This is a genomic window from Comamonas sp. (assembly GCF_036643215.1).
GTDB lineage: Bacteria > Pseudomonadota > Gammaproteobacteria > Burkholderiales > Burkholderiaceae_C > Comamonas.
Genome location: NZ_JAVXSJ010000016.1, coordinates 19881 through 46591, shown reverse-complemented (window position 1 = coordinate 46591; position 26711 = coordinate 19881). Strand labels below are relative to the sequence as shown.

Genomic DNA, 26711 nt, shown 5'->3' with positions numbered 1-26711 from the left:
GGAAATTCATTGACGCAATCACAGACGCAAGACAAGGAGCGAGGCTTGAACTCCACCACCGCATCGGAAGCATCGGAGCAAGATGTGCTTTTCGGCGCCGCCGTACGCGCGCGCCGCGCGCAGCTGGGCATCACGCTGGACCAGCTGGCGCAGGCCAGTGGCGTCTCACCGGGAGCCCTGTCACGCGTGGAACGGGGCCTGCTGGCCACCAGCCTGCGCAATGCCATGGCCATTGCACGCGGCCTGGGCTGCGAGCTGGGCGAGCTGGTGCAAAGCACGCCGACCGCGCAAATCACGCGCGCCGGCGAGAACCTGCGCTTTGTCGACGAGGCCAGCGGCGTAGAGCGCCTGGCCCTGGCCAGCCCCAGTGCGGGCGTGAGCCTGGTTCACTACCGCTTTCCGCCGCGCGCCGTCTCAAGCCACTTCGCGGCCCACCGCGCTGGCACACGCGAGGTTTTCCATGTGCTGGAAGGCAGCATCGAGGTCTTTACCGCGCAAGAGCAGGTGCTGCTGCACGCAGGCGACACGGCCACGCTGGTGGTGGACAGCGAACACCGCCTAGCCAATGCCGCCGACACCACCGCGCGCCTGCTGCTGCTGGTGCTCTCGCCCCTGGCCTGATCAGTAGGATTTGTCGGCCAGCGAAGCCCACAGGTGCGCTGCCACCAGCGCGCGCCAGGGCTTGAACTGCTCCAGCCAGTCGCTGGCTGCGCGGGCATCGGGCTTGTCGGTGCCGGTCAGCAACCCGATGGCGCGGCGCACGGCCACATCGCCATGCAGGCTGCCGTCGGGCCAACCGTAGCCGCGCAGCAGGCAATAGTTCACCGTCCACGGGCCAATGCCTTTGACGGCCAGTAACTGCTGGGCCACGATCTCTACGGCTTGCTCATTCCACAGCCCCCGCGCGCTTTGCTGCGCCCAGTCATCCAGCGGCAGCAAGCCCTCTTGTACCGCCCTCGCCACGCTTAGCAGCGTCTGAGCCTTTGCCTGCGAAAAGCTCAAGGCCCTCAGCTGATCCATACTGAGCTGTATCACTTGCTCCGCATCGGGATATGCCAGCAGATGCGCCGCTTCTGGCACTTGCTGCTGAATCAGTGCATCCAGCGGCAAGCCCGCCGCTTCGATCAGCTTACGCCGCAGGCTGACGGCGACAGCTACCGATATCTGCTGACCCATGATGGCCCAGCTCAGTGCCTCAAACGGTGTGGGCGATGCTGGCACATGCAGCCCGCGCTGCCGATCCAGCAGTGGCCCCAGCTCGGCATGACGGCCATGGGCCTGCAGCAATGCGCTGGGCGGCCAGGCCAGACCCAGCATGCGCTGCAACAGGACTTGAAACTGCTGCTGGTGCTGCTGATGCGCATCCGTGTCTTGCACCACACCTTCGGGCCGGTGCAGCCGCGCCTGGACTTGCCTCTCATCCCACTGCAGCACCAGCAAGGCGGGCTGGCCATGCCAGACCAAGGCCTTAAACAATCGCCGCGACTGGGGCTGCAGCAGCTCCGAGCGCTGCTGCACATCCCGCCCGTGAAAGGCCAGAAACTCATGCCAGCGATAGGGCTGAGGCAGGCTTTGTTGGCATTCGATCTGCATGCAGTTCGTATGATTTTGAGAGCTTCCTGCGCTTGATATTCATAGATATTGCATTCAAATCATTATGAAATGCAGAGATATCAAGCGCTGCCAGCTATGCTTTTCAGATCAAACAGGGCTGCACTGCTGTGCTTCCCGCAGCAGCAGCGCACGCTTGCGCTCCACGCCCCAGCGGTAACCCGAGATACTTCCATCATTGCGCAGCACGCGGTGGCAGGGCACGGCCACCGCTATCGGGTTGGCCGCCACGGCGCTGGCTACAGCGCGGGTGGACTGCGGCATACCCATCTGCCGCGCCAGCTCTGAATAGCTAAGGGTCTGACCCGCCGGAATCTTCTGCAAGGCCTGCCAGACCCGCTGCTGAAAAGCTGTGCCTTGAATATCCAGCGGCAGGGCCAACCCCAGCTTGGGCTGCTCGATCAGACTCACCACCTGGGCCACGGTCTGCTCGTACTGGCCGTCCGCCCCAATCAACTCCGCTGCCGCGAAGCGCTGCTGCAAATCCTCAATCAGCCGTTGCGGGTCATCACCCAATAGCACGCAGCACACGCCCTGCGCCGTACTTGCGACAAGCAGACTGCCCAGAGAGCATTCGGCCAGTGCGAACCGGATCGTCTGGTGCTGCCCGCGCTGGCGATAGGTTTTCGGTGCCATGCCCAGCATGGCGGGGGCATCTTTATAAAAACTGCTGCTGGCCTCATAGCCACTCAGGTACGCAGCATCCGTGACCGACTGGCTGGACTCTGGCGTCATCGCCGCACGCAAATGCTTGCCGCGATTCGCTTTGGCGTAGGCTTTGGGCGTGAGCCCCGTCACACGCTTGAAGCTGCGATGCAGTTGCCAGGGACTGAGCCCCAGGCGCTGCGCCAGCTCTTCCAGCGCAGGCATGGGCTCTTCGGCCTCTAGCCAGCGACAGCATTGCGTGATGCGCTCATCTATTTGAAAGTCAACAGCAGAGTGGGAAGGCGAAGGGCTGGGCATGGCTTGAATCTGGGCAAGAGCTTGGCGTCAATAACAGAGATGACTTTACGCAAAGCTTTTGCGTCTTGCATCCACGTTCTTGCAGCCTTTATGCGTCTGGATTCGGTTACGCTGCCACCACTGACCTATTCAGAAAAATTCCACCATGACCACCGAATCCTCTGGCTGCCCCATGCATGGCGGCGAATCCATCGTCCGCGACGAGAAGGCCCAGCTCGACTTCAGCCGCGACATGAGCTATGGCGACTATTTGCATCTGGACCAGATTCTGACGGCCCAGCACCCGCTGTCGCCCGCGCATGACGAAATGCTGTTCATCATCCAGCACCAGACCAGCGAGCTGTGGATGAAGCTGATGCTGCACGAGGTGCGCGCGGCCACGGCGGCGATTGCCAATGCCTCGGGCGAAACCCGCCCCGACGCATTCAAGATGCTGGCCCGGGTGAGCCGCATCATGGAGCAGCTGGTCAGCGCCTGGACCGTGCTTTCGACCATGACGCCGCCTGAGTACACGGCCATGCGCCCCTACCTTGCCAACTCCAGCGGGTTTCAAAGCTACCAATACCGCAGCATCGAGTTTTCGCTGGGTAACAAGAATGCCGCCATGCTCAAGCCCCACGAACATCGCAGCGATCTGCTGGCCCAGGTACAGGCGGCATACGAGTCGCCTTCTTTGTATGACGTGTCTCTGCAACTGCTGGCCCGCGAAGGCATTGAGGTTCCAGCCAACAAGCTGCAGCGCGACTGGACGCAGCCGTATGAGGCTTGCGAAGGCGTGAAGCAGGCCTGGATTACCGTGTACCGCGACCCGCACAAACACTGGGATCTGTACCAGCTGGGCGAGAAGCTGGCCGATATTGAGGATGCCTTCCGCCTGTGGCGCTTCCGCCACCTGACCACGGTGGAGCGCGTGATCGGCTTCAAGCGCGGCACCGGCGGCACCGGCGGCGTGAGTTATCTGAAGAAGATGCTGGATGTGGTGCTGTTCCCCGAAATCTGGAGCCTGCGCACCGAGCTGTAAGCAGCATCTCCTCGCCATCGCCAATCAGGCTGTCCCTGCTGCTCTTAAGTGACAGCGCGGACAGCCTGAATTCTTTAGGCTGAGGGAAAAACCTAACATCGCAACAAAATCCCCCATGCCTTCCGTTCAGAGCGCCTCTCCCGTCCACCCTGATAGCAAACAAGCGCCAGACTCCACCGTCTGGGCCATGCTGGTCTGCCTGCTCACCGGCTTTGCACTAAGCCAGGCGTTTCGCACCGTCACCTCCATCATTGCCGATGGTCTGCGCAGCGACTTTGGGCTGTCTGCCCAGTCTCTGGGCTCGTTTGCCGGGCTGTTTGCGCTGTCCTTCGGCGTGGCCCAGCTGATCATGGGCATTGGCATGGATATCTACGGCTTGCGCCGCACCGTGCTGATGACTTTTCCGCTGTCAATCGCCGGTGCTGTGCTGTCGGCCATGGCACCCAGCTATTCCTGGCTGATGCTGGGGCAGTTGCTGATTGGCATTGGCTGCTCGCCCGCCTTTCTGGCCAGCACCATGTTTATTGCACGCCACTTCCCGGCAGATAAGTTTGCCTACATGTCCGGTATTGGCCTAGGTCTGGGCGGGCTGGGGCTGCTGTTTACCGGAACCCCCATGGCATGGCTGGTGCAGCACATGGGCTGGCGCGCGGGGTTTGCGCTGCTGGCAGTGCTGAGCGTGCTGTCCTGGCTGCTGATTTTCTTCAAAGTGCATGAGCCCAAGATAGCCAGCGATTCCCAGCCCAAGCCCGGCTTTATCGAAGCGCTGCAAGGCTTTGGCAGCCTGCTGCTGCTGCCCCACACCTGGGGCATTGTGCTGCTGGGCATGGTCAGCTATGCATCGTTTTTGACGGTGCGCGGCCTCTGGCTCAGCCCCATGCTGATGGATCGATACCAGTTCTCGCTGGTCACCACCGGTAATGTGGCGCTGGCCGCTTCCGTCATTTCGCTGTTCGTGCCGTCCATGTTCGGCCGCCTCGACCCCGGCCCCGCCTTGCGCCGCCAGCGCATCGCACGCTTTGCCCTCCTCATGGCGGCCACTTTTGTGGGACTGGCTCTGGTTCACCACCCTGTGTGGAGCGTGGTTCTGCTGCTGGTCATGAGCACGCTTTCGGGCTACGGTACGCTGATCTATGCCGATGTGCGCTCGTCCTACCCGCCCGCCACCACAGGTCGTGCGCTGTCCATCTTCACCATGGCCATGTTTCTGGGGGCGGCGCTCATGCAGTGGCTGTCAGGCGTTGTGGCAGGCGTTGCGGAGCGTCAGGGCTCGGACATTTATCAGGCCGTGATGCTGATGGTGGCCTCCATGCTGGGCATGGGTGTACTGGCCTACCGGGTCATCAAACCCTCGCCGCTGCTGCAGAAGGTCATGCATTAAAAATCGACTCTAGCGCAATATCCATATGCGCTAGCAGCTATTGTTTAGATAGTGGCTAGACCTCAGCCTTTATCTACAACGCCCCCTCATAAAGCCAGGGCACATCCATGATGCGCCCGCCCAGTGCACGCAGCGACAGATCCCGGCCCCAGCGCACCAAGCCTGTGGCGTGGAAGATGCGCCCATTGCGCAGCGACCTTTCCTGCACCCGCGCATTGCGCTGCCAGCGGTTCAGGGCATAGCGGCGCAGCCGCAGGGTGACATCCAGGTCATGCATGGACAGCGCGCTCTGCAGCTCTGCCGCATCTTCAATCGCCATGCCCGCTCCTTGGGCCAGATAAGGCCGCATGGGGTGCGCCGCATCACCCAGCAAAGCCACCATGCCCTGCGCCATCTGCGCCTCAGAGGCCACAGGTACCCGGTCAGCCACTGGCCACAGACGCCATTCGCCCCCCAAGTCAGGCACATGCTGCACCAGGTCCTGCAGATAGCTGCAAGTGCCTTTCAGGTGCTGCATTAAGTCAGGCAGGTTGGCGGAGTGATCCCAATGATCCAGATCGACAGGCGGCGGGCCTTGCACAATCACCACCAGATTCTGTAACTCGCCCCGGCGCACGGGGTATTGAATGGCATGCAGGTTCGGACCCAGCCAGGCCGTCACCTCGCTGGTGCGCAGGCGCTTGGGCAACTGGGCCTGATGCACCATGGCGCGATACGCCAGATGCCCGGTCACGCGCGGCGGGCCATCGCCCAGCATCTGGGCACGCACAGCGCTGCGCACCCCATCCGCGCCAATCAGCGCATCACCTTCAATCAGCTTGTTGGCACTGGTGCGAATGGTGACCACGCCATCTTGCTCGGTGTAGCTGTTAACCGTCTGATTGAGGTTGAGGTGCACCTCTGGCAAGTTTTGCGCGGCCTGTAGCAAGATCTCGTGCAGGTCAGCACGGTGAATGGTGGCGTAGCTTGCGCCATAGCGTTGCACCATATCGCGACCCAACGACAAACGGCCTAACTCTTTCCCCGTCACCGCGCTACAGGCACGCAAGGCGGAAGGTGAAGCCACCACCTGCTGCAAAGGCCGCTGCAGGCCCCAGGCCTGAAGCCTGCGCACCACATTCGGGCCGAGTTGAATACCGGCCCCAACTTCAGAAAATTCTGTGGCTCGCTCAAAAAGGCGCACATCCCAGTCTGCCCGAGCCGCCGCAATAGCCGCCGCCAGACCACCGATACCGCCCCCCGCAATCAACACCTGCTTATTCATGGGCTCTGATTGTGCCGCTTCAATACCGTAATGAAGGAGAACTTTGATTTGCGCTGGCGCAAAACAGTCACCATGAAAAAAGCCCGCCAAGGCGGGCTTTTTCAACGTGCGCAATCCACAGGTTAGATAACGAACTGTTCGCGATCCTGGTCTGCAATCCACTTTGGCGGCTTGCCGCGGCCAGTCCAAGTCTGACCCGTGACTGGATCACGGTACTTGGGAGCGACCTTGGCACCCGCATTAGCGGAAGCACGCGCACGAGCAGGAGGAAAGACATCTTCAGCAGTCAAACCGTATTCAGCAATCAGGCTACGAACCTTGCCCACCGCGTCAGCGAGTTCTCGCGTACGGGCTTCGTTGATTTGCTGCTCCAGGTCTTCTCTCTGCTTCAGGAGTTCCTTGTAAGTGCTCATGATTTGCGCTTCTTAGTTGATTAAAGTGAAATCATTATAAATGCTTGAATCTCAAATGCATGAATTAACGAGTAAGCAATAACCACAATTAAAGACGCTTATGAAATGTAACTTCATGTTAATAATTTAGCGTTTCTTGATCTGGATTTGCCAATATCCTGTCGATACGCCCTCTATCAAAATAGATCACCCAAAATACCTATTCACCGCAAAAGACCTTGTCGCCAGGAGCAGGCAAATGCCTGCTGTCCGCCAAAAGTAATCCTACGAGGGTGTTATAGAGCCCTTTACCTTCATCCGGGAAAGCTAGAACTGCCAGCAAGCCTTTCAACTCTAGGGCAGGTATCAAGCCGCCAAGAACCATCATCACAGAGGATCATTCAGGCTTGGCTTGCTTCCATCAGGTGCAGTTCTCCAGCGATGGCTCCCCACAAATCATTCTTTGTCACGCTCGCCCTGAACGACGCCGCACTCATCCACCACACACCATTCCATCTGTTTAGGAGCGCAGAGGAGCCCGCAACTTTAGGTCCCTCAAGGTTCAGGGAGGAAATCAAGAAGCTAGCACACGCTCTCAGAAAAATTCTTGTGAATCTGAGTCTACTGCCTTCATTTCGCAAACATGGATCTAGCCCAACCGCTCATTCAGCAATCCCAGGCTGACGGATACCAAGAATAGCTAGCCATTTCACACCCGTCAGCACAGAGCCGAAAAGCTTGGGCTATCGTCATTTCGCCATCCAGCGAATGCACATCAGCGCGTGACACGATTAAAGGTGTCGCAGGCCTGTCGTCCAAATGAAATACGTTCTGCAGCATCTTGTGTTCACTGACCTCTATCGAACCGGCTTTACGCATCTCTAAAGGCTCGAAGCTATTTCCTCTTCGCCCACAGTTCAGCTTTCTGATTCATTAATTTTCAGCAAGACCAAAATGGCATGTATTTAACTGCCAGCAAATGAAAAATGGATGTGCTACGCATGTAATCAAGGTCATAGGTCGCGCAACAAAGGGCGAAATCAGCACCAGATAGAGTTACCCCACCCGCATCAAAGCCTGCTCCATAAGTTAATCGTTATAAATGTAATAGCAGTCACAACAATAACGGCGACCGAAATAGAGGCAGCCTCTTCAGAGATTTCCAGAGAAGTCAACCATCCTGTTTCGTCAAAATGCCGTTCAGCAGAGCCCCTCGATGTAATTACCAGTTGAAGCAAATAAAGGAATTGCGCCAACTTTTCACGCAAGGCCTGCGCCCTCTGTCACCGGTGCACGCCAGCTGCCGAGCCTCGCAACGGGATACCCATGCCAAGCAAGACATCGCAAAAACACCGCTTGGCAGCGTAAGCCATGCGTTCCGCAGAAAATCCATGGATCGTTCATAAGAAAGAAGACCATGGCTCTTTACTGTATCGGTGATATTCAGGGCTGCGACGACGCCTTTGAGCAACTGCTGCAAACCGTGGGTTTCTCCGCCAGCCGGGATACGCTTTATGTGCTTGGTGATTTGGTGAATCGCGGCCCCAAGTCTGCCGAAGTGTTGCGCCGCTGCATGCAGGCCGGAGACTCCATGCGCGCCCTGCTAGGTAATCATGACCTGCACCTGCTTGCTGCCGCCCAAGGCCTGCGTCGCCAGAGCAAGCGCGATACGCTGGCCCAGGTGCTTGATGCACCTGACCGTGACGCCCTGCTGGGCTGGCTGCGCCAGCAGCCTCTGAGCCGCCTGCACACCAATGCCAGCGGAGAGAACCTGCTCATGGTGCATGCAGGTGTGCTGCCCCAATGGAGTCTGCAAGACTGCATGGCATTGAATGCAGAGGTGCAAGCTGTTCTGCAAGAAGCGGACTTTGCGCGCTTTTTGCAGAACATGTACGGCAATCTGCCAGACCGCTGGTCAGCCGACTTGCAAGGCGATGATCGCCTGCGCTGCATCGTCAACGCCTTTACCCGGCTGCGCTTTTGCAGTTCAGCAGGGGTGATGGACTTTGAAAGCTCAGAATCTGCCGATCAGGCCCCTGAGGGACTGACGCCCTGGTTTGATGTTCCAGGGCGGCTCACTGCCGACACGCCCATCGCATTTGGCCACTGGTCCACACTGGGTCACATCAATCGCCCCAACCTCATGGCTATGGATACCGGCTGTATCTGGGGTGGCTGCCTGAGCATGATGCGCATTGGTGAAAACATGAATGAGCGCGAGCTGATTCAGCTGCAATGTCCTCAGACGCAAGTGCCAGGCGGCAAGGGCTAAAAACTGCCAGCACCAACAAAAACGCCTGCAATCAGCAGGCGTTTTTCAATGCAGCTCTTGCTTAAGAGACGGCTACTTGCACTGGAGCTTTGAACAAGGCCGCAACCTTGCGCTTGGGCTTGATGCCAGCACTCTTGACGGGGGCCGTGCGGCTATCCCAGGCCGCAGCTTCAGCAACAGCGCTTGCTTCATAAGGCTTATCGAAGAACGGATCAGCAGATGCACGAGGTGCCATACGCGATGGGCGATGGGGATGGCTGGTGCGGGGAGCACTGTCAAACTCACGCTCACGACGGGGGCGGAACTCCTCAGCGCTACGGCTTTGGCGCGCTGGGCGGAAGTCAGCCATAGGCGCTGGCTCCACCGGAATCTTCTTTTTGATGAGCTTTTCAATCTCGGCGACCTGACGGCTGTCATGGTCGGTGACCAGCGTTACCGCCAGACCCGATGCGCCAGCACGACCGGTGCGGCCAATGCGGTGCACATAGTCTTCGGCGTTGAAAGGTACGTCGTAGTTAAAGACCGCCGGCACATCCTTGATGTCCAGACCACGAGCCGCCACATCGGTACAGACCAGCAGATCGACCTCACCAGCCTTAAAGGCCTCAAGCGCTTTCAGACGCTCATCCTGACTCTTGTCGCCATGCAGGGCAGCGGCGCGCAGACCATCACGTTCCAGAGCGCGAGTCAGGCGGGCACAACCGAGCTTGCTGTTGGAGAAGATGAAGGCCTGACGAATCTCACGCTCTTTCAGTACGGAGCGAATTGCGTAGCGCTTGTCGTCGTCCGTCACCTTGTAAAAACGCTGCTCCACGGTGGAAGCGGTTTCATTGGGGCGAGCCACTTCAATCGTGACGGGGTCTTGCAGGTAGCTGCTGGCCAGGCGCTTGATCTCTGGCGAGAAAGTCGCTGAGAACAGCAGCGTAGTACGCGTCTTGGGCAGGTACGACAGGATGCGCTGCAGATCGGGCAGAAAGCCGATGTCCAGCATGCGGTCGGCTTCATCCAGCACCACATATTCCACCTGATTGAGCACCACATTCTTGGCTTCGATGTGATCCAGCAAGCGGCCCGGAGTTGCCACCAGTACTTCGACGCCCTTCTTGAGCTCGATAGTCTGAGGCTTCATGTCCATGCCGCCAAACACCACGGTGCTGCGCAGCTTGGTGTGCTTGGCATACAGCGCAATTTGCTGCGCCACCTGATCGGCCAGCTCACGCGTAGGCAACAACACCAGCGCACGCACCGGATGGCGGGCAGGGGACGCCGAAGCATTTTCGTGGCGCATCAGTCGCTGCAGCAAAGGCAGAGAGAACGCCGCTGTCTTGCCTGTACCCGTCTGGGCAGCGCCCATGACGTCCTTTCCGGTCAATACAACCGGAATGGCCTGCGCCTGAATCGGAGTCATGGACTCATAGCCCATGTCGGCAACAGCGCGAGCCAGGGGCTCAGCCAAGTGAAGATTGGAGAAAGAGCTTGTCATTGAGGGCGTTATTGTCGCACCGAGTGGGTTTTTCGCGTTGGCTTTGTGATTTTTTGGCGTCCGATCAGCTTTGCGCCCTGTGTTTACAGAGACACGCAGGCCGTTCAATACCCCGTGCAATTTACCGGGATAACCCGGATTTCAGCAGGGTAACTCCCAAAAAAGAAAGGCGTGTGACCGAGCACACGCCTTTGTCAGACAAGCAGAACGTTTAAAGCGACTGGGCAGCGAAGGTGTCGCAGGCCTTGACGCTGCCAGTCTTGTAGCCCTGTGTGAACCAGCGTACACGCTGAGCGCTGGAGCCGTGGGTAAAGCTGTCAGGGCGCACGGTGCCAGTGGCTTCGCGCTGCAGCTTGTCGTCGCCAATCTGCTGGGCGGCATTCATGGCCGATTCGATATCGCCCTGTTCCAGCCAGCTCTTGGCCTGCTGCGACTTGTTGGCCCAGATGCCCGCCAGGCAGTCTGCCTGCAACTCAAGGCGCACGGACATGGCGTTTTGCTCACGCTCACTCACGCGGCCTCGCATGGCATCGACCTTGCCAGAGATACCCAGCAGGTTCTGTACATGGTGACCTACCTCATGAGCAATCACATAGGCACGGGCAAATTCGCCAGGAGCGCCCAGTTGGCGGCTCATGGTGTTGAAAAAGTCCATATCCAGGTAGACCTTGGAGTCACCGGGACAGTAAAACGGGCCCATGGCCGACTGGCCTGTGCCGCAGGCCGTGCGCGTCACACCCGTGAACAGCACCAGCCTTGGGCTCTGGTACTTGGCGCCGCCATCACGAAAGATCTGGCTCCATGCATCTTCGGTCGAAGCCAGCACGGTAGAGACAAACTTGGCGCCCTGATCATCCGCCGCAGGGCGCTGCGCAGGCGCCTGCTGCTGCACCTGGGGCGAGCCACCGCCAGAGAGCATGCCAATCGTCGTCAGCGGGTTGATGCCAAAAACACCCCAGCCGACCAGCGCCAGCACCACGGTGCCGATGCCAATGCTTCGGCCGCCTATGGGAAAACCACCACCGCCACTACCACCACCGTCGCCACGGCGATCTTCGACGTTATCTGACTCGCGGTTGCCTTCCCATTTCATGGTGCTTACTCCTTTGTTGTGTTGCACATGGCCTGCGCCGGGTGGCGATATTAAGGGCTTCCGCTCAAATTTGACGTATCAGGCTGTGCTTTTGTCACTTGGGAAAACTCTGCCCACCATTGTTCACCTTTAGTTTGAGCTTTAGCGCTATTCAGCGCCCTGCAGGGCTTGAAACCAGCGTCATACCAGAAGGGCTTTGCGCCGCCTCCGGCTGGTTGCGCGCCATCTGCTCTTCCACCACATTCACCATGCTCAGCAGCAGATAGGCCACGGCCAGCAGGCCCACGATGGCGAGAATGGCAGATATCCAGAATTTGCCAGACGAGGACTTGCGCACTGCAGCCGTCTGCTGCTGGGTCGGCTCGTAGGCCTGCGCAGCGCCGCCCTCTCGCCAGACTGGCTCGGACTGCCCGTGGCTCGAAGGCGCCTGTGTCCAGGAGGGGTCTTTGCGTTGTTCTGTTCGAGAAGATGAGCCAAACATATGTGCAAAAAATCAATCAATAAAACAGACGATATTGTGCGCGCAGGTCACACCCTCCCAAAGCGCTGATGCAGTGATCTCATGTCGGCCAACACCGGGCCCGGCTTGCATTTTTGTAAGCTCTGTCTCTAACCACGTTCCTTCTTTTGCCACTTGCCCGCATGACCATGAACACTCACTCCCAGCCCCGCTCTGCATTTCTCGATGCCAAGGCCACTGCGGCACTGCTGCCGTGGACGGCTCTGGCCGACGAGGTAGAAGCACTTTTGCGTCAGCTGCAAAACAGCTCCAGTGTGTCGGTTCCGCCACGCATCGTCATGCCGACTGCGCCCGGCAACTGCCTTTTCTGCATGCCCGCTACCGATGGGCAGGTGATCATGACCAAACTCATCAGCTTCACGCCCGGCAACGCACAGGCGGGCAGACCCACTATTCAGGGCGATATCGTCGTCTTTGATGCCGCAACGGGAGAGCGCCAGCTGATTCTGGATGGCCCCACCATCACCGCTCGCCGCACCGCCGCCGTGTCTTTGCTGGCCGCGCGCAAGCTGGCTGCGCAGCCGGATGGCCCCTTGCTCATCATCGGAGCAGGTGTGCAGGGCAGCGCGCATTTGCAAGCCTTTGCCCAAGGGCTGGGCACGCAAGAGGTCTGGATTCACTCGCGCAGCCACCGCAGTGCACAAAACCTGCTGGCACAAGCACAGGCGATGGGTCTACGTGCGCAGATTGCCGATGATCTGGCACTGGCAGCACGCCACTGCCCTCTGATCGTGACCTGCACACCCGCACAGGCCGTGGTCTTGCACGAAGCTCCCCGCCCTGATGCCTTTGTCTGCGCCGTGGGCGCTTTTACGCCGCAGATGGTGGAGCTGGCCCCCGAGCTATGCCAGCGCTTTTTGCAGCAAAGCCAGATCGTGGTCGATACCGAAGATGCCGAGCACGAAGCGGGCGACCTGCTGCAAGCCGGCATTGATGTCACCGCCCTGCCCAATCTGGCCACCGTGGTGCAGCAAAACTGGGCGCGGCCGACTGGCCCTGTGCTCTTCAAATCCTGCGGCTGGGGCGGGTGGGACCTGGCTGCCACACGCCTGGCCCTGCGACAACACCAGTCTGCGCAAGTGGCATAAACACTGAAGTGGCTCGGCGCAACGCTCCTATTTTAGAAGCATCTAGCGCTTGATATATAAGCGCTACAGCCACTTTTCATTGAAATATCGCCTCCCATCCGGCGGCATCGTCAGCCAGTCAAATCAGCCCTGACTTTCAGCACAGATGACAAATTCTGAAAAACACGTTTTAATAATACTCAGATTGAGTATAAATATTTAACAGAACAACTCAGGATGGAGACAATGCCAATCAAGACCGTGGAATTCGACCAGCCCGCCCTGGGCGCCAATGCCAATGGCAGCGCCCAATGCAGCATCGGTCAGGCCTGGGCCAGAGTGCTGCCCGAGCAAGATCAGGCGCAGCAGTACCAGACTGCCCAGCGAATCAAAGCCTTGCTCAAGGAGCGCAACGCCGTCATGGTGGCCCACTATTACGTGGATGGCGCACTACAAGATCTGGCCCGCGAAACCGGGGGCTGCGTGGGCGATTCGCTGGAGATGGCACGCTTTGGCGCCGAGCACCCCGCTACCACTTTGATAGTGGCAGGCGTACGCTTCATGGGCGAGACAGCCAAAATTCTGAGTCCCGAAAAAACCGTACTCATGCCCGATGGGGACGCTACCTGCTCCCTCGATCTAGGCTGCCCGGCCGATGAATTCAGCCAGTTCTGCGACGCCCACCCCGACCGCACCGTAGTCGTCTACGCCAATACCAGCGCCGCGGTGAAGGCGCGGGCCGACTGGGTCGTCACTTCATCGGTGGGGCAAGACATCGTGGCCGCCCTGCATGCGCGCGGCGAAAAAATCCTCTGGGCTCCTGACCGCCATCTGGGCAGCCATATCCAGAAGCAGACCGGGGCCGACATGCTGCTTTGGCAAGGTAGCTGCGTGGTTCACGATGAATTCAAGGCCGATGAGCTCCAGGCGCTGGCAGACCTGCATCCCGAAGCCGCCATTCTGGTGCACCCCGAATCGCCTGCCGAAGTCACTGCCCTGGCCGATGTGGTGGGCTCCACCACCCAGTTGATTGCCGCCGTGGGCCGCCTGCCCACCAGTACCTTTATCGTCGCCACCGATCTGGGTATTCTTCACGATATGCGTCTGCGCTACCCCGGCAAGACCTTTCTGGCCGCGCCCACCGCAGGCACGGGCGGCAGCTGCAAAAGCTGCGCCTTTTGCCCTTGGATGGCCATGAACAGCCTGCACGGCGTAGAACAGGCCCTGCTGCACCGCCAAGGCGTGATTGAGCTGGATGCAGCCCTGGGACTTGCCGCCCGCAAGCCCATTCAGCGCATGCTCGACTTCGCCGCTGCCCAGCGCCAGCGCGTGCAGGCAAGCGGCGACATGGTGCAAGACACCGCCCTGTTCCAGAACTTCGGCCCCGCCTGAGAGCCCGTCATGCCCCACTCCAAAACCTGCACCGATGTGCTCATCATCGGCAGCGGTCTGGCCGGCATGTCGCTGGCTCTGAGTCTGCCTGCCACGCTGCGCATCACCCTGCTCAGCAAAGGCCGCGCCGATGAATGCGCCAGCGCATGGGCTCAGGGCGGTATTGCCGCCGTGCTGGATGCCAGCGACAGCCTTGAAGCCCATGTGCAAGACACGTTGATCGCCGGCGCAGGCCTGTGCGATGAAACCGCCGTGCGCCGCATTCTGGAGCAAGGCCCTGACGCCATTGCCTGGCTGCAGCAGCATGGCGTGCCTTTCAGCACTCAGGCCAATGGCCAGCTGCACCTGACCCGCGAAGGCGGCCACCGCGCGCGGCGCATCGTCCACGCCACAGACCGCACCGGGCTGGCCGTGCACCAGCGCCTGCTGCAGGCCTGCCAGCGCCTTGGCCACATCACCCTGCTGCAGCACTGCACCGCCATTGAACTGCTGCAAGACGCCCAGCACCGCTGCGTGGGCGCCACCGTGCGCAATGCTGATGGCCGCCACCAGCGCATGCTGGCCAGCCATACTGTATTGGCCACCGGCGGCATGGGGCAGATCTACCCCAGCACCACCAACCCCGCCACCACGACGGGCGATGGGATTGCCATGGCCTGGCGCGCAGGCTGCGCGGTGCGTGATCTGGAATTCATGCAATTCCACCCCACGGCACTGCACATCAATGGCAAGGCTGTGGGTCTGGTGTCTGAAGCCCTGCGCGGCGAAGGTGCGCTGCTGCGCCTGCCCGGCAAAAACGGCAACCCCGGCGAACGCTTCATGCTGCGCCATGACTCCCGGGCCGAACTGGCGCCGCGCGACATCGTGGCCCGCGCCATTGATACCGAAATGCGGGTGCACCAACTGTCCCATGTGCTGCTGGACATTACCCATCAGAGCCGCGACTGGCTGGCCCAGCATTTCCCCGGCGTCATGGCCTTGTGCGCGGCCCACGGCATTGACATTGCCACCCAGCCCATTCCCGTGGCGCCCTGCGCCCACTACACCTGCGGCGGCGTGCAGGCCCATGTGGATGGGCGCACCAGCGTGGCCGGACTGTGGGCGATTGGCGAAGTGGCCCGCACCGGCCTGCATGGTGCCAATCGGCTGGCCAGCAACTCCCTGCTGGAATGCGTGGTCATGGGCCGTGCCGCTGCGCAGCGCATGGCTGATCAGCCCCTGCTTAAACACCCCACAATTCATAGCACCCAGCGCAATGAGAGCAGCGGTTTCAGCCCAATCAGTCAGCAAGAGATGCAGCTCAATCTGCAGCAGCTCATGCAGCAAAACGTAGGCATTGTGCGCAGCAACCACAGCCTGATTGCCGCTGCCAAACAACTGGTGCTGTGGCGATCACAGTGGCGTGGTGCAGACCATGCCCTGCGCAACCAGCTCGTGCTGTGCAGCCTGATGGTGGACGCCGCCCTGCAGCGCCACGCCAGCGTAGGCGCGCACTGCAATCTGGACTGGCCCATGCGGGAAGCCGCTGCAGCTTGAGTACCTGCTGAAAACAAAAAAAGCCCGCTGCAAATACAGCGGGCTTTTTTTGATGAGGCGCTTAGGCCATCAGGCGCGGGGCAAGGTCACACCATGCTGGCCCTGATACTTGCCGTTGCGGTCTTTGTAGCTGGTCTCGCACTGCTCGTCCCCTTGGAAGAACAGCACCTGCGCGCAGCCTTCGCCCGCATAAATCTTGGCGGGCAGCGGCGTGGTGTTGGAGAACTCCAGCGTCACATAACCTTCCCACTCGGGCTCAAACGGCGTCACGTTGACGATGATGCCGCAGCGCGCGTAAGTGCTCTTGCCCAGGCACACGGTCAGCACATCACGCGGAATGCGGAAGTACTCCACCGTGCGGGCCAGCGCAAAGCTGTTGGGCGGGATGATGCAGTAGTCACCCTCCATATCGACAAAGCTTTTTTCGTCGAAGTTCTTGGGGTCAACCACGGTGCTGTGAATGTTGGTGAAGACCTTGAATTCACGCGCGCAGCGAATGTCGTAGCCATAGCTTGATGTGCCGTAGCTGATGACCTTCTTGCCGTCGACCTGGCGCACCTGGCCGGGCTCGTAGGGCTCGATCATTCCGTGCTGCTCCGCCATCTGACGGATCCATTTGTCGCTCTTGATGCTCATTGGAAATCCTGTATCGCTTGGTTTTTGATAGCGCTATACGGCTATGTAACCAGCGCAAGACCGCTATTTTGCTTGAGAAACAATGGTTTGCTCAATCAGGCGGTCATCTCCCAGGATGATCATGGCAAACAGCAGCTCATCCAGATTGCGCGCCTGCGCCGTCTTGCGCGCCAGGAGCGGCGTGCAAGCGGGGTTGATGACCACGAAGTCCGCCTCACAGCCCGGCTGCAGATTGCCAATCACGCCCGCCAGCCCGAGCGCCCGAGCGGCACCCGCCGTGTGCTGCCACCACAGGTTTTGTGGCGACAGGCTCTGACCCTGCTTTGCATGGCCCTCGCGCCCCACCACATAGGCGGCCTGCATGGTGCGAAACGGCGAAAAACTCATGCCTCCGCCCACATCGCTGGCCAAACCGTAAAGCATCTGGGCTTCGTCAGCCTTGAGATAGTCGAAGTAGCCGCTGGACAGGAACAGATTGCTGGTCGGGCTCACCGCGGCTGCCGAGCGGGTGCTCTGCATCAACTGGCGATCGGTTTCATCCAGCCAGATGCTGTGCGCGTACACCGCCCGCTCGCGCATCAGGCCAAAGTCGTCGTACACGGCCAGATAGCTGCGCGCCGCAGGAAACAGCTCTTTGACCCAGGCGATTTCGTCCAGATTCTCGGCCACATGGGACTGAATCCAGACATCCGAATATTTGGCCGCCAGCTCGCCCGCACCGCGCAATTGCGCCTCGGTGCTGGTGGGCGCAAAGCGCGGGGTGATGGCATAGCCAAGGCGGTCCACGCCATGCCAGCGATTGATCAGAGTCTCGGTGTCGATCAGGCCCTGCTCGGTATCGTCGCGCACGCCATCGGGGCTGTTGCGGTCTTGCAGCACCTTGCCGGCAATCATGCGCATGCTGCGCTTTTGCGCCGCCGTCATGATGGCATCGACCGATGCGGGGTGTGATGTGGCAAAGGCCAGCGCCGTGGTCACGCCATTGCGCAGCAGCTCATCCATGAAGAATTCGGCCACGCCATCGGCGTATTCGCGGTCATGAAAGCGCGACTCGTGCGGGAAGGTGTAGTTCTCCAGCCAGGGCAGCAGGCCGGGGGCCGGTGCGCCGATCACATCGGTCTGCGGGTAGTGAATGTGCATATCCACAAAACCCGGCGCCAGCAGCTTGCCGGGCAGGTGAATGACTTCCACCCCTTCGCGCTGAATGTACTGATCGGCCAGCGCCTGCCAGCTGCCCGCAGCCACCACGCGCTGACGGCCAGAGGCATCTGCCGCCACGGCCAGCAGGGCGTCGGAGTCATAAACAGCCTGGCCGTCATCGGCAAAGCGCAGCAGGGCACTACGGTAGATTTTCATGAGCAAGAGCTTACGCGCCAGACCCGGCAAGCGGAACACGGCGGCGCTTATAGGGGCTATACGATTGAGCGCAGGCCTGCGCTTAACCGCTATTAAAAACAAAGCTGCTTGCGCCTGTTATTCATAGAATTCATGCATCTTTCGACATGAAACCCCATAAATACAAGCGCAAGCAGCTACGATTTTAAAAGCACTGCAGAGCGGCCATCAGCGTGGCAAGGCGCCAATCACGCCTTCGGCCAGCCAGTTCATCTCCAGAATCTGTGCGTCGGTCAGCGACGTTCCGGCGGGGATTCGCACAGCGCCAGTGTTGTCACGCACGGCCTGCTTGCCTGCGGCAAATGGCACGAGCTGGCCCTTGGCCATCTGCTTTTCGCGCATCAGCACCTCATCGCGCGCCGACTTGCTGAGCTTGGGGCCAAAGCCTTCCACGCCCACCATGCCGTCTTTCACGCCGCCCCAGAAGTCCTGACTCTTCCAGCTGCCGTCCAGCACCGCCCTGGCGCGCTGCTCGTAGTACTTGCCCCAGCGGTGGGTGACGGCCAGCAGTTGCGCCTCAGGCGCGACCTTGCGCATATCGGAGTGAAAGGCAATCGCCATCTTGCCCCGCTCCTGCGCGGCCTGCATGACAGCCGTGGATGCGACCTGGAACGCCACCACATCGACATCCTGATTGAACAACGCCATGGCTGCCTCGCGCTCGCGCGGCGGGTCAAACCAGTTGTTCAGCCAGATCACGCGTACCTGCGCCTTGGGGTTGACGCTGCGCATGCCTAAAGCGAAAGCGTTGATACCCTGCAACACTTCAGGAATGGGGAAGCCCGCCACAAAGCCCGCCACGCCCGTCTTGCTGGCGCGCGCTGCGGCGATGCCCGAGAGGTAGCGCCCCTCGTAATGCCGGGCATTGGCCGTGGCCACGTTCTCCGTGCGCTTGTAGCCGGTGAGGTTCTCAAACTTCACGTTGAGAAAATCTCGCGCCACCTTGAGCGTGGGCTCCATATAGCCAAAGCTGGTGGTGAAGATCAGCTGGTTGCCACTGGCAGCCAGATCGCGCAGCACACGCTCGGCATCTGCGCCTTCGGCCACGTTATCGACGGCCTTGGTCTGCACTTGGGCTCCCAGCGCGGCCTGCATGGCTTTGCGGCCATCTTCATGCTGGCGCGTCCAGCCAGCATCGAGCACGGGGGTGACGTAGACAAAGGCGGCTTTGAGCGGCTGCGCGGCGGAGGTCATGCCGACGCTGGAAGTCAGCAGCAGCGCGGCAGCCAGCTGGGCCAGGCGATGGGTTTTTTTGAACATCATGATGTGGATTGCGTAAAGCAACTCATAGCGTTCGGAGTTGGGTCAGGGCTGCACAAGGCGGCAAGCCGTCGCACCAATGCACGCACCAGCAGGTGCAGCGCCATCAGGGCGAACGAAGCGGATGTGCAAAAGCCATGCACCGCTCACGAACAGAAGTTGGATTTGAACGTGGGGTGCTTATGCGGCGCGGCCAGCAGAACGTGGCGCAGCGGCAGCTTGAAAGACAAATCGGATGCAGAGATCATCGCCCACGCACAGGTGGTTGATTTGTCTGCGTATTTTAGAAGTAACGCTCTTCATGGACTACCTCGACGGGATAGCGAATGGGACAGTCTGCGCGGCAGGGCGTGCAGACACGAGCCCCTATTGTCCCGCCAATTCAGGCCACGAGTGGCGTGCTGCAGCGATTCCCGTAGAGGGAGGCAGTGGCTTTATCGCACCGCCCTGCTTCGACCCTGTTTACTCAATACAGGCCTTGGCCACGGCAAGAAAGGCGCGTACGGCGGGGGAGTTTTCTCGCTCGCGGTAGGCCAGCGCCATGTGTACCTGCTCTTTAAAGTCGCTCAGCGGCCTGAAGATGACGCCGGGCTGGTTCACCAGCCGGTTGGACTCTGGCAGCACCACAATGCCGTAGCCCGCAGCCGCCAGACTGGTGGCGGTAATGAAGTCGTTGACGCGATACGCCTCGCGGGCTGAAAAGCCTGCCGCTTCGGCCAGCCGCGCCAGCACGTCGGCAAAGCCCTCGCTCTCATTCACAAACTGCGGTGCGATAAAGGTCTGGCCGCGCAGGTCGGCAGCGCTGATGGTGTCATTGCGCGCCAGCGGGTGGTTCTCGGCCATGGCGACCATAAAAGGCTCGCTGTGCACGATGATGGCTTTGACGCCCTCTGGGTAGCGGCGGCGCGGGCGCAGCAGCCCTGCATCAATCTCGCCTTGCTGCAGGGCCTGCAGCTGGCGAGGTGTTTCCATGGCCAGCACCTGCATGTGTACCTGCTCATGACCGGGCCTGAACCGGGTCAGCACCCGCGCCAGCATGCCCGAGGTCACGGCCGATGAGATATAGCCCAGCTTGACATGGCCGCTCATGCCCTGAGCGGCCAGCTGGCCGATTTGCTGGGCGCGCTCCATGTGGCGCAGCACAGCCACGGCTTCTTCATAGAGCAGCTCACCCGCATCAGTCAGCGTAATGGGTTTGCGCTTGTTGCGCTGCAGCAGACGCACGCCCAATTGCTGCTCCAGCTGCTGCACCTGCACGCTAACCGCTGACTGAGCCACGCCCAGCTTGTCTGCGGCGCGAGAGAAATGCAGCTCCTGGGCCACTGTGACGAAGTGCTCTAGTTGCCTGTAGCTGAGCATGAAAACCTTTTAATCTGAATTAATTATTAAAGAATGCATTTCAACCCGTAGATCGTATCAAACAAGAAGTGTTCAATCACACCATTCCTGATTGAAGTACCCACCCGCCATGAACGCTACCACCCCCCAGAACCTGATCCAGCCAGCCAATTACGAGATCGCTCCCCACCCAGAGCACCCTCGCCTGCTGAAGCTGACTCTGAACGCTGAAGCACTGTCCGCCTACCTCGCCGACGTGAAGAGCATCGACGTGCAGAACCTGGAGTACGTACCCTTCATGCGCTTTCACATGGCCCGCCGCCTGATTGCCCATCTGGGTCAGGATTTTGCGGACACGCTGGTGCGCATCATCAAAGACCGCAAGCACGGCGGCTTTGTGCTGGGTCTGGAAGGCCTGACACAGGACAGCGACGAATACGTGAAGTTCGGTACCGCCATCGGCCACATCCTTGGCCCGAGCAACCACGACTCCATGTCCAACAAGTACTACGCGCGCTTCCTGGTCAAGCACACGGACGCCAGCGATTCCTACCTGCGTCAGGCCTACCGCCTGTTCACCATGCACACCGACGGCACCTTCGTGACCGAAGCCACCGACTGGTTGCTGATGATGAAATTCGACGAAAAGAACGCCGTGGGCGGCGAGTCGCGTTTCCTGCACCTGGACGACTGGAGCGAGCTGGACCGCTTTGTGCAAGACCCCATGGGTGCCAAGCCCCTGCTGTACAAGGCTCCTGGCTCCAAGAACGTGAACGAGCGCGTGGAGCGCCCCGTGTTCTTCCATGGCGAATTCGGCCTGTCCATGTCCTTCATCGATCAGTTTGTGCAGCCCGCCAATGAGGCAGAAGCCCACTACCTGCAGAATCTGTCGGAATCGATGGAAAATTCACCCGGCACCCGCACCGTGAGCCTGCCCGCAGGTGATCTGGTGGTGCTGAACAACTACTTCTACGTCCACGGCCGCGCACCTTTTGAGCGCAACGAGCAACTGCACCGCGAGCTGATGCGCCAACGTGGCACATTTGCTCAGTAACGCCTGACATTAGATGTTTCTGTCACGCCCCCGTGCACCGCAAGTGTGCGGGGGCGTAGCCAGTTAAGACCCCTGACTTTCGCTCTCGAAGCTCCTACCATGGCATCGTCACAAGCTCCCTCTGCAAACCCAGCACCCGCCCCTAATGCGCAAGCCGCCTACGGCCAACGCGCAGGGCTCCCCCGTCATCTGCAGAACATCTTGTCGCTGCAGGACTTCGAGGCCGCTGCCCGCAAACACCTGCCCCGCCCTCTTTATGGCTATGTCTCGGGCGCAGCCGAAGATTGCGTCTCCCTGCAGGCCAACCGTGACAGCTTTCAGCAATACGGCTTCAGCTCCAAGGTCATGGTCGATGTGTCGCAGCGCAACCAGAAAGTCGAGCTGTTCGGCCAGACCTGGGACTCTCCGTTTGGCGTAGCACCCGTGGGCATCAGCGCCATCAACGCTTACCGGGGCGATCTGGTGCTGGCGCAAACGGCTGCCGCCAACCGCATTCCCGCCATCATGAGCGGCACTTCCCTCATCCCCATGGAAGAAGTGGCCAAGGCCGCGCCTTCCACCTGGTTTCAGGCCTATCTGCCCGGCGACACCTCGCGCATTGATGGCCTGATCGACCGTATCGAAGCGGCAGGCTTTGGCACCCTGGTCATCACCGTGGACATACCTGTCTGGGCCAACCGCGAAAACAATGTGCGCACCGGTTTCTCGATGCCGCTGCGCCCCTCCTTGCGCCTGGCTTATGACGGCATCACCCGCCCGCGCTGGATGGTGGGCACCATGCTGCGCACACTCATCAATCACGGCATGCCGCACTTCGAGAACTCATTTGCCACACGCGGCGCGCCCCTGCTGTCCAACACTGCCATCCGTGACACCGCCGGCCGTGACCACCTGAACTGGAAGAACATCGAACGCATTCGCCAGCGCTGGAAGGGCAACCTTGTCATCAAGGGCATCCTCAACGAAGACGATGCCGTAATGGCCACGGACATCGGCGCGCAAGGCATCGTGGTCTCCAACCACGGTGGCCGCCAGCTCGACGGCGTGGTCGCCCCGCTGCAAATGCTGCCCTATGTGGTGGACCGCGTAGGCCACCGCACCGCCGTGATGATGGACAGCGGCATCCGCCGCGGCAGCGATGTGCTCAAGGCTGTGGCCCTGGGTGCGCGCATGGTGTTTCTGGGTCGCCCCTTCATGTACGCCGCCGCCGTGGGTGGCGCACAGGGCGTGGATCACGCCATCACGCTGCTGCGCGATGAAGTCGATCGCAACATGGCCATGCTGGGCGCGACTTCCATGGCCGAAATCACCAAGGACTGCTTACGGAAAAAGTCGACCTGACCTCAAGTCAGCGAGCGTGCGAATGATCTGCGCGATCCGCACGCGCTCAAACCTCAAATCCTGCGGACAAAGCATCTTTGAGGTGATCCACGAATGACGCAATACGGGAGGACAAAGCCGTATTGCGGTAGTACACCGCATTGATAGGCTGGCGAACCTCCAGAGTCTGGTCCGGAAAAAGCTGCTGTAATCGCCCGGCTTGTCGCTCGGTCTGGGTCATGAAATCCGACAGGCAGACAATGCCTGCTCCTTGAAGCGCCAGCTCCAGCAATGTTTCTCCGCTGCTGGCGCGTACCGTCGGCGCTATATGCAGCGTCTGGCCATCAGCACCGACCAGCGGCCAGTCATTCAGAGACTCTGGCTGCATGAACCCCAGCAGCGGGTGCTGCGTAAGCTCCTCCACACTGCGCGGCATACCGTGCTCTACCAGATAGGCTGGGCTGGCCAGCACACGAATGCCGCTGGTGGCAATGGGCGTGGCATGCAGGCTTGAGTCCTTGAGGCTACCGATACGAATCGCCACATCGGTGCGCCGCTCCAGCAGATCAATCACACCCTCGTTGCTCGTCAGCTCAAGCTGCACCCGCGGGTAACGCGCGCGGTAGCTGGCCACCAGCGGCACGATGACATGGCGCATGAACGGCGAGGCGGCATCCACCCGCAACCGCCCCTCTGGCTGCTTGCGGCGCAGCGTCATCAGCTCCTCGGTCTCCTGCACAGACTCCACGATCTGCCTTGCCCGCGTCAGAAATGTCGCTCCTTCCTCGGTCAACTCCAGCCGCCGGGTGCTGCGACGCATAAGCGTTGTATTGAGCTTGGCTTCCAGCCGCGCCAGCGTACGGCTGGTGGCCGAAATGGTTTGCCCCAGTTGCTCAGCCGCGCCGGTGATGGAGCCACTGTCCACCACCGTGATAAAGGCCTGCATTTCATCGAGTGTGATTTTCATATTTGAATTTTTATCAAATATTTTTTACCCATACATGTCTTTTTAGTTAATAAACAAAAGAACACACTTGCGCAGTTCTCAGCCCAGCACGGGGTTGATCGTTATCGCAACCGGGGTTCCGCCAAGGAACGCCCTCAAGGAGTTTTTTGTATGAACCATGTTCCAGCTTTCGGCGTGGGCACTTTTCGCCTGCAAGGCCAGGTCGTTGTTGATTCCGTGCGCAATGCACTCGAAGTCGGCTACCGGGCTATCGATACGGCACAGATCTATGGCAATGAAGCAGAAGTAGGCCAAGCCATACGAGAAGCCGCCATTCCACGCGAGCAGCTCTTCATCACCACCAAGATCTGGGTGGACAATTTCTCCCGCAGCAAGCTCATCTCCAGCCTGCAGGACAGCCTGCGCAAGCTGGGTACCGAGCAGGTAGACCTGACACTGATTCACTGGCCCGCCTTTCAGAACGTCACTCTGGAAGAGGCCATGACGGCACTGGCCGAAGCCAAAGCCCAGGGCCTGACGCGTCTCATCGGCGTCTCCAACTTCAATATCGACCTGACACAGCAAGCCATTGCCGCCGTTGGGAAAAGCGAAATCGCCACCAACCAGATCGAGCTAAGCCCCTATCTGCAAAACCCCAAGCTGGTGAGCTTTCTGCAAAGCCAGAACATTGATGTGACCTCCTACATGACGCTGGCCTACGGCAAGGTGCTGGGCGACCCTGTCATCGCACAGATTGCACAGAACCACCAGGCAACGCCGGCACAAGTAGCGCTGGCATGGGCCTTGCAGCGCGGCTTTGCCGTCATCCCCTCCTCCACCAAACGCGAGAATCTGGCCAGCAATCTGCTCGCGCAGAAGTTGCAGCTGACAGACAGCGAAATGGCAGAGATGGCCCGACTGGAGCGCAATGGACGTGAGGTCAACCCCGAAGGACTCGCCCCCCTCTGGGACTGAGTCGGCACACCGCAAAAAGATCGCCTTTATGCAAAAAAACCTGAATCCACGCTGGCCGCTGCTGGCCTTGGCCGTGGGTGCCTTTGGCATCGGCATGACGGAATTCACCCCCATGGGCCTGCTTCCAGTCATTGCCGATGGCGTGGGTGCCAGCATTCCAGAAGCGGGCATGCTGATTACCGCCTATGCGCTGGGCGTCATGATCGGGGCTCCCATCATGACGCTGGCTTTGGGCCGCATTCGCGTCAAAACCGCCTTGATATCGCTGATGGGCATTTTTGTCATCGGCAACATGCTGGCGGCGGCGGCTCCCGGCTACTCCACGCTGTTGATGGCGCGGCTGGTGACCAGCTTGAACCATGGCGCATTCTTTGGCCTGGGCTCCGTGCTCGCTGCCAGCCTGGTGCCCAAAGACAAGCAAGCCAGTGCGGTGGCTGCCATGTTTCTGGGCCTGACCATTGCCAATATCGGCGGTGTCCCTGCAGCCACATGGGTGGGCCAGCAAATTGGCTGGCGCATGGCGTTTGTGCTGACGGCGGCTCTGGGTGTAGTTGCCATGGCAGCACTGGCCATCACGCTGCCACGCGGCGAAGTAGGCAAGATGCCGGACGTGCGCCGCGAGTTGCGTGTACTGACCCGGCCCCAGGTTCTGCTGGCCCTGGGGACGACCGTGATGGGCGCAGGCGGTATGTTCACGCTCTATACCTATGTCGCACCAGTGCTGCAAAGCATGACGGAGGCAACGCCAAACTTTGTCACTCTGTCGCTGGTCATCATCGGCCTGGGCTTCACGATTGGCAACTGGCTGGGCGGTCGGCTAGCCGACTGGTCACTGGATGGCAGCACCAAGCTGTTCCTGGCTGCATTGGCGCTCATCATGCTGGCATTGCCCTTTGTTCTTCCTTCAAAGGCCGGAGCGCTGCTTGGCTTGCTGGTCTGGGGCATTGCGACCTTTGCCATCGTGCCACCGGTGCAGATTCGGGTCATGCAGGCTGCGGCAGAAGCGCCCGGCCTCGCAGCCTCAGTCAACATCGGCGCGTTCAATCTGGGCAATGCGCTGGGCGCTGCCGCCGGGGGCGCAGTGATTTCGGCGGGCTGGGGTTATGCATCGGTGAGCTGGGCCGGAGCCGTGCTGGCGGCTGCGGGTTTGAGCCTGGTCATTGGCGGATCACGAAGCGCTCGCAGACTGGCCTCGGCTTAAGCTATGCATCGGCACCCGCAGGCACCTCTAAGATAGGGCGCTTAAATAACTAAAAGGAGAGCGTCATGCCCATGTTTGTAGACCACTCACCCGCTGGTGAATGCATTTTCTGCAAGCTCGCAAAAGGGGAAATCCCATCGGCCAAGGTCTATGAGGACGATCTGACCATCGCCTTCATGGACATAGGCCAGGCCACACGCGGCCATGTGCTGGTGGCCAGCAAGCGCCATGCGGTCAATCTGCTGGAGCTGACACAGGAAGAAGCTGGCGCGGTGATGCAGACGGCCCAGCGCGTGGCGGCAGCGGTGAACAAGGCTTTCGATCCCGACGGCATCAACATCTTCCAGGCCAATGGCGCACCGGCGGGGCAGACGGTGTTTCACTTCCATCTGCATGTGCTGCCGCGTTTCGAGGGCGATGGCCTATCGGTCGTCTGGCAGCGCGAGGAGCCCGGCTTCGCCGTGCTGGGCGAACTGGCCGAAAAGATCAAGGCCGAACTGGCTTAAATCGAATCACTATTAAAAAAAGAGCTGCCAGCGCTTGATGAATAAGCGCTGGCAGCTCTTTTTACTTGAAACCATAGCTGGGAGC

At 60.1% G+C, this 26711-nt stretch carries 24 protein-coding genes; 12 read left to right on the top strand and 12 right to left on the bottom strand.

Features of this window, described 5'->3' with window-relative positions; all coding sequences use genetic code 11:
* Positions 1-45: 45 nt before the first annotated feature.
* A complete protein-coding gene (locus RSF91_RS12430; protein ID WP_332568716.1) occupies positions 46-621 on the top strand; it encodes a helix-turn-helix domain-containing protein in 576 nt (191 codons plus the stop codon).
* Here the strand turns inward: RSF91_RS12430 and RSF91_RS12425 are convergent, their stop codons facing one another.
* On the bottom strand, positions 622-1593 hold the full coding sequence (locus RSF91_RS12425; protein ID WP_332568715.1) for a DNA-3-methyladenine glycosylase family protein: 972 nt from the start codon (positions 1591-1593) through the stop codon (positions 622-624).
* Positions 1594-1701: 108 nt separating this feature from the next.
* Entirely contained in the window at positions 1702-2574 is an 873-nt protein-coding gene (locus tag RSF91_RS12420) for a methylated-DNA--[protein]-cysteine S-methyltransferase (protein WP_332568714.1), read from the bottom strand.
* 145 nt (positions 2575-2719) lie between these two features.
* Between RSF91_RS12420 and kynA the strand changes: the two genes are divergently transcribed.
* Positions 2720-3595 carry a tryptophan 2,3-dioxygenase gene (gene kynA / locus RSF91_RS12415; protein ID WP_332568713.1) on the top strand — a complete coding sequence of 292 codons (876 nt, stop codon included), beginning with the start codon at positions 2720-2722 and terminating at the stop codon, positions 3593-3595.
* A 115-nt stretch (positions 3596-3710) separates the two neighbouring features.
* Positions 3711-4976 (top strand): MFS transporter, encoded by a 1266-nt coding sequence (locus RSF91_RS12410; RefSeq protein ID WP_332568712.1) that lies wholly within the window; start codon positions 3711-3713, stop codon positions 4974-4976.
* Between the two features lie 73 nt (positions 4977-5049).
* Here RSF91_RS12410 and RSF91_RS12405 read toward each other — a convergent pair whose 3' ends face one another.
* Complete coding sequence (locus tag RSF91_RS12405; protein WP_332568711.1) at positions 5050-6240, bottom strand: FAD-dependent monooxygenase; 1191 nt, start codon at positions 6238-6240, stop codon at positions 5050-5052.
* A 122-nt stretch (positions 6241-6362) separates the two neighbouring features.
* A complete protein-coding gene (locus tag RSF91_RS12400; protein ID WP_099736043.1) occupies positions 6363-6653 on the bottom strand; it encodes an H-NS histone family protein in 291 nt (96 codons plus the stop codon).
* A gap of 1396 nt (positions 6654-8049) precedes the next feature.
* Between RSF91_RS12400 and RSF91_RS12395 the strand changes: the two genes are divergently transcribed.
* The gene (locus RSF91_RS12395) at positions 8050-8904 is read left to right on the top strand and encodes a symmetrical bis(5'-nucleosyl)-tetraphosphatase (protein WP_332568710.1); all 855 of its coding nucleotides are present in this window, start codon (positions 8050-8052) and stop codon (positions 8902-8904) included.
* Between the two features lie 61 nt (positions 8905-8965).
* On the opposite strand, the gene RSF91_RS12390 is transcribed toward RSF91_RS12395, so the two are convergent.
* The 3 genes from RSF91_RS12390 to RSF91_RS12380 form a co-directional block, all read right to left on the bottom strand.
* On the bottom strand, positions 8966-10387 hold the full coding sequence (locus tag RSF91_RS12390) for a DEAD/DEAH box helicase (RefSeq protein ID WP_332568709.1): 1422 nt from the start codon (positions 10385-10387) through the stop codon (positions 8966-8968).
* 211 nt (positions 10388-10598) lie between these two features.
* Entirely contained in the window at positions 10599-11480 is an 882-nt protein-coding gene (ypfJ, locus tag RSF91_RS12385; protein ID WP_332568708.1) for a KPN_02809 family neutral zinc metallopeptidase, read from the bottom strand.
* A gap of 151 nt (positions 11481-11631) precedes the next feature.
* Positions 11632-11961 carry a hypothetical protein gene (locus tag RSF91_RS12380; protein WP_332568707.1) on the bottom strand — a complete coding sequence of 110 codons (330 nt, stop codon included), beginning with the start codon at positions 11959-11961 and terminating at the stop codon, positions 11632-11634.
* 167 nt (positions 11962-12128) lie between these two features.
* Between RSF91_RS12380 and RSF91_RS12375 the strand changes: the two genes are divergently transcribed.
* From RSF91_RS12375 to nadB, 3 genes are all read left to right on the top strand, one after another.
* Entirely contained in the window at positions 12129-13088 is a 960-nt protein-coding gene (locus RSF91_RS12375) for a delta(1)-pyrroline-2-carboxylate reductase family protein (RefSeq protein ID WP_332568706.1), read from the top strand.
* A 225-nt stretch (positions 13089-13313) separates the two neighbouring features.
* Entirely contained in the window at positions 13314-14459 is a 1146-nt protein-coding gene (gene nadA, locus RSF91_RS12370; protein ID WP_332568705.1) for a quinolinate synthase NadA, read from the top strand.
* 9 nt (positions 14460-14468) lie between these two features.
* Positions 14469-15995, top strand: coding sequence for an L-aspartate oxidase (gene nadB, locus RSF91_RS12365; protein WP_332568704.1), 1527 nt, complete (start codon positions 14469-14471; stop codon positions 15993-15995).
* 69 nt (positions 15996-16064) lie between these two features.
* On the opposite strand, the gene dcd is transcribed toward nadB, so the two are convergent.
* The 4 genes from dcd to RSF91_RS12345 form a co-directional block, all read right to left on the bottom strand.
* Positions 16065-16631, bottom strand: a complete 567-nt coding sequence (dcd, locus tag RSF91_RS12360; RefSeq protein ID WP_099736037.1) for a dCTP deaminase — start codon at positions 16629-16631, stop codon at positions 16065-16067.
* 63 nt (positions 16632-16694) lie between these two features.
* Positions 16695-17987, bottom strand: a complete 1293-nt coding sequence (gene guaD, locus RSF91_RS12355) for a guanine deaminase (RefSeq protein ID WP_332568703.1) — start codon at positions 17985-17987, stop codon at positions 16695-16697.
* Positions 17988-18194: 207 nt separating this feature from the next.
* Entirely contained in the window at positions 18195-19286 is a 1092-nt protein-coding gene (locus RSF91_RS12350; RefSeq protein ID WP_332568702.1) for a BMP family ABC transporter substrate-binding protein, read from the bottom strand.
* 462 nt (positions 19287-19748) lie between these two features.
* Positions 19749-20645 (bottom strand): LysR family transcriptional regulator, encoded by an 897-nt coding sequence (locus RSF91_RS12345; protein ID WP_332568701.1) that lies wholly within the window; start codon positions 20643-20645, stop codon positions 19749-19751.
* Between the two features lie 109 nt (positions 20646-20754).
* Between RSF91_RS12345 and glaH the strand changes: the two genes are divergently transcribed.
* Both glaH and RSF91_RS12335 read left to right on the top strand, forming a co-directional pair.
* On the top strand, positions 20755-21678 hold the full coding sequence (gene glaH, locus RSF91_RS12340; protein ID WP_332568700.1) for a glutarate dioxygenase GlaH: 924 nt from the start codon (positions 20755-20757) through the stop codon (positions 21676-21678).
* Between the two features lie 99 nt (positions 21679-21777).
* Complete coding sequence (locus RSF91_RS12335; protein WP_332568699.1) at positions 21778-23019, top strand: alpha-hydroxy acid oxidase; 1242 nt, start codon at positions 21778-21780, stop codon at positions 23017-23019.
* 46 nt (positions 23020-23065) lie between these two features.
* On the opposite strand, the gene RSF91_RS12330 is transcribed toward RSF91_RS12335, so the two are convergent.
* The gene (locus tag RSF91_RS12330) at positions 23066-23965 is read right to left on the bottom strand and encodes a LysR family transcriptional regulator (RefSeq protein ID WP_332568698.1); all 900 of its coding nucleotides are present in this window, start codon (positions 23963-23965) and stop codon (positions 23066-23068) included.
* A 150-nt stretch (positions 23966-24115) separates the two neighbouring features.
* On the opposite strand from RSF91_RS12330, the gene dkgB reads away from it, so the two are divergent.
* The 3 genes from dkgB to RSF91_RS12315 all read left to right on the top strand — a co-directional run bounded on the left by dkgB (position 24116) and on the right by RSF91_RS12315 (position 26626).
* Complete coding sequence (gene dkgB / locus RSF91_RS12325) at positions 24116-24919, top strand: 2,5-didehydrogluconate reductase DkgB (protein ID WP_332568697.1); 804 nt, start codon at positions 24116-24118, stop codon at positions 24917-24919.
* Between the two features lie 28 nt (positions 24920-24947).
* Positions 24948-26120 carry an MFS transporter gene (locus RSF91_RS12320; protein ID WP_332568696.1) on the top strand — a complete coding sequence of 391 codons (1173 nt, stop codon included), beginning with the start codon at positions 24948-24950 and terminating at the stop codon, positions 26118-26120.
* Positions 26121-26185: 65 nt separating this feature from the next.
* Complete coding sequence (locus tag RSF91_RS12315) at positions 26186-26626, top strand: HIT family protein (RefSeq protein ID WP_332568695.1); 441 nt, start codon at positions 26186-26188, stop codon at positions 26624-26626.
* The last annotated feature ends 85 nt before the right edge of the window (positions 26627-26711 follow it).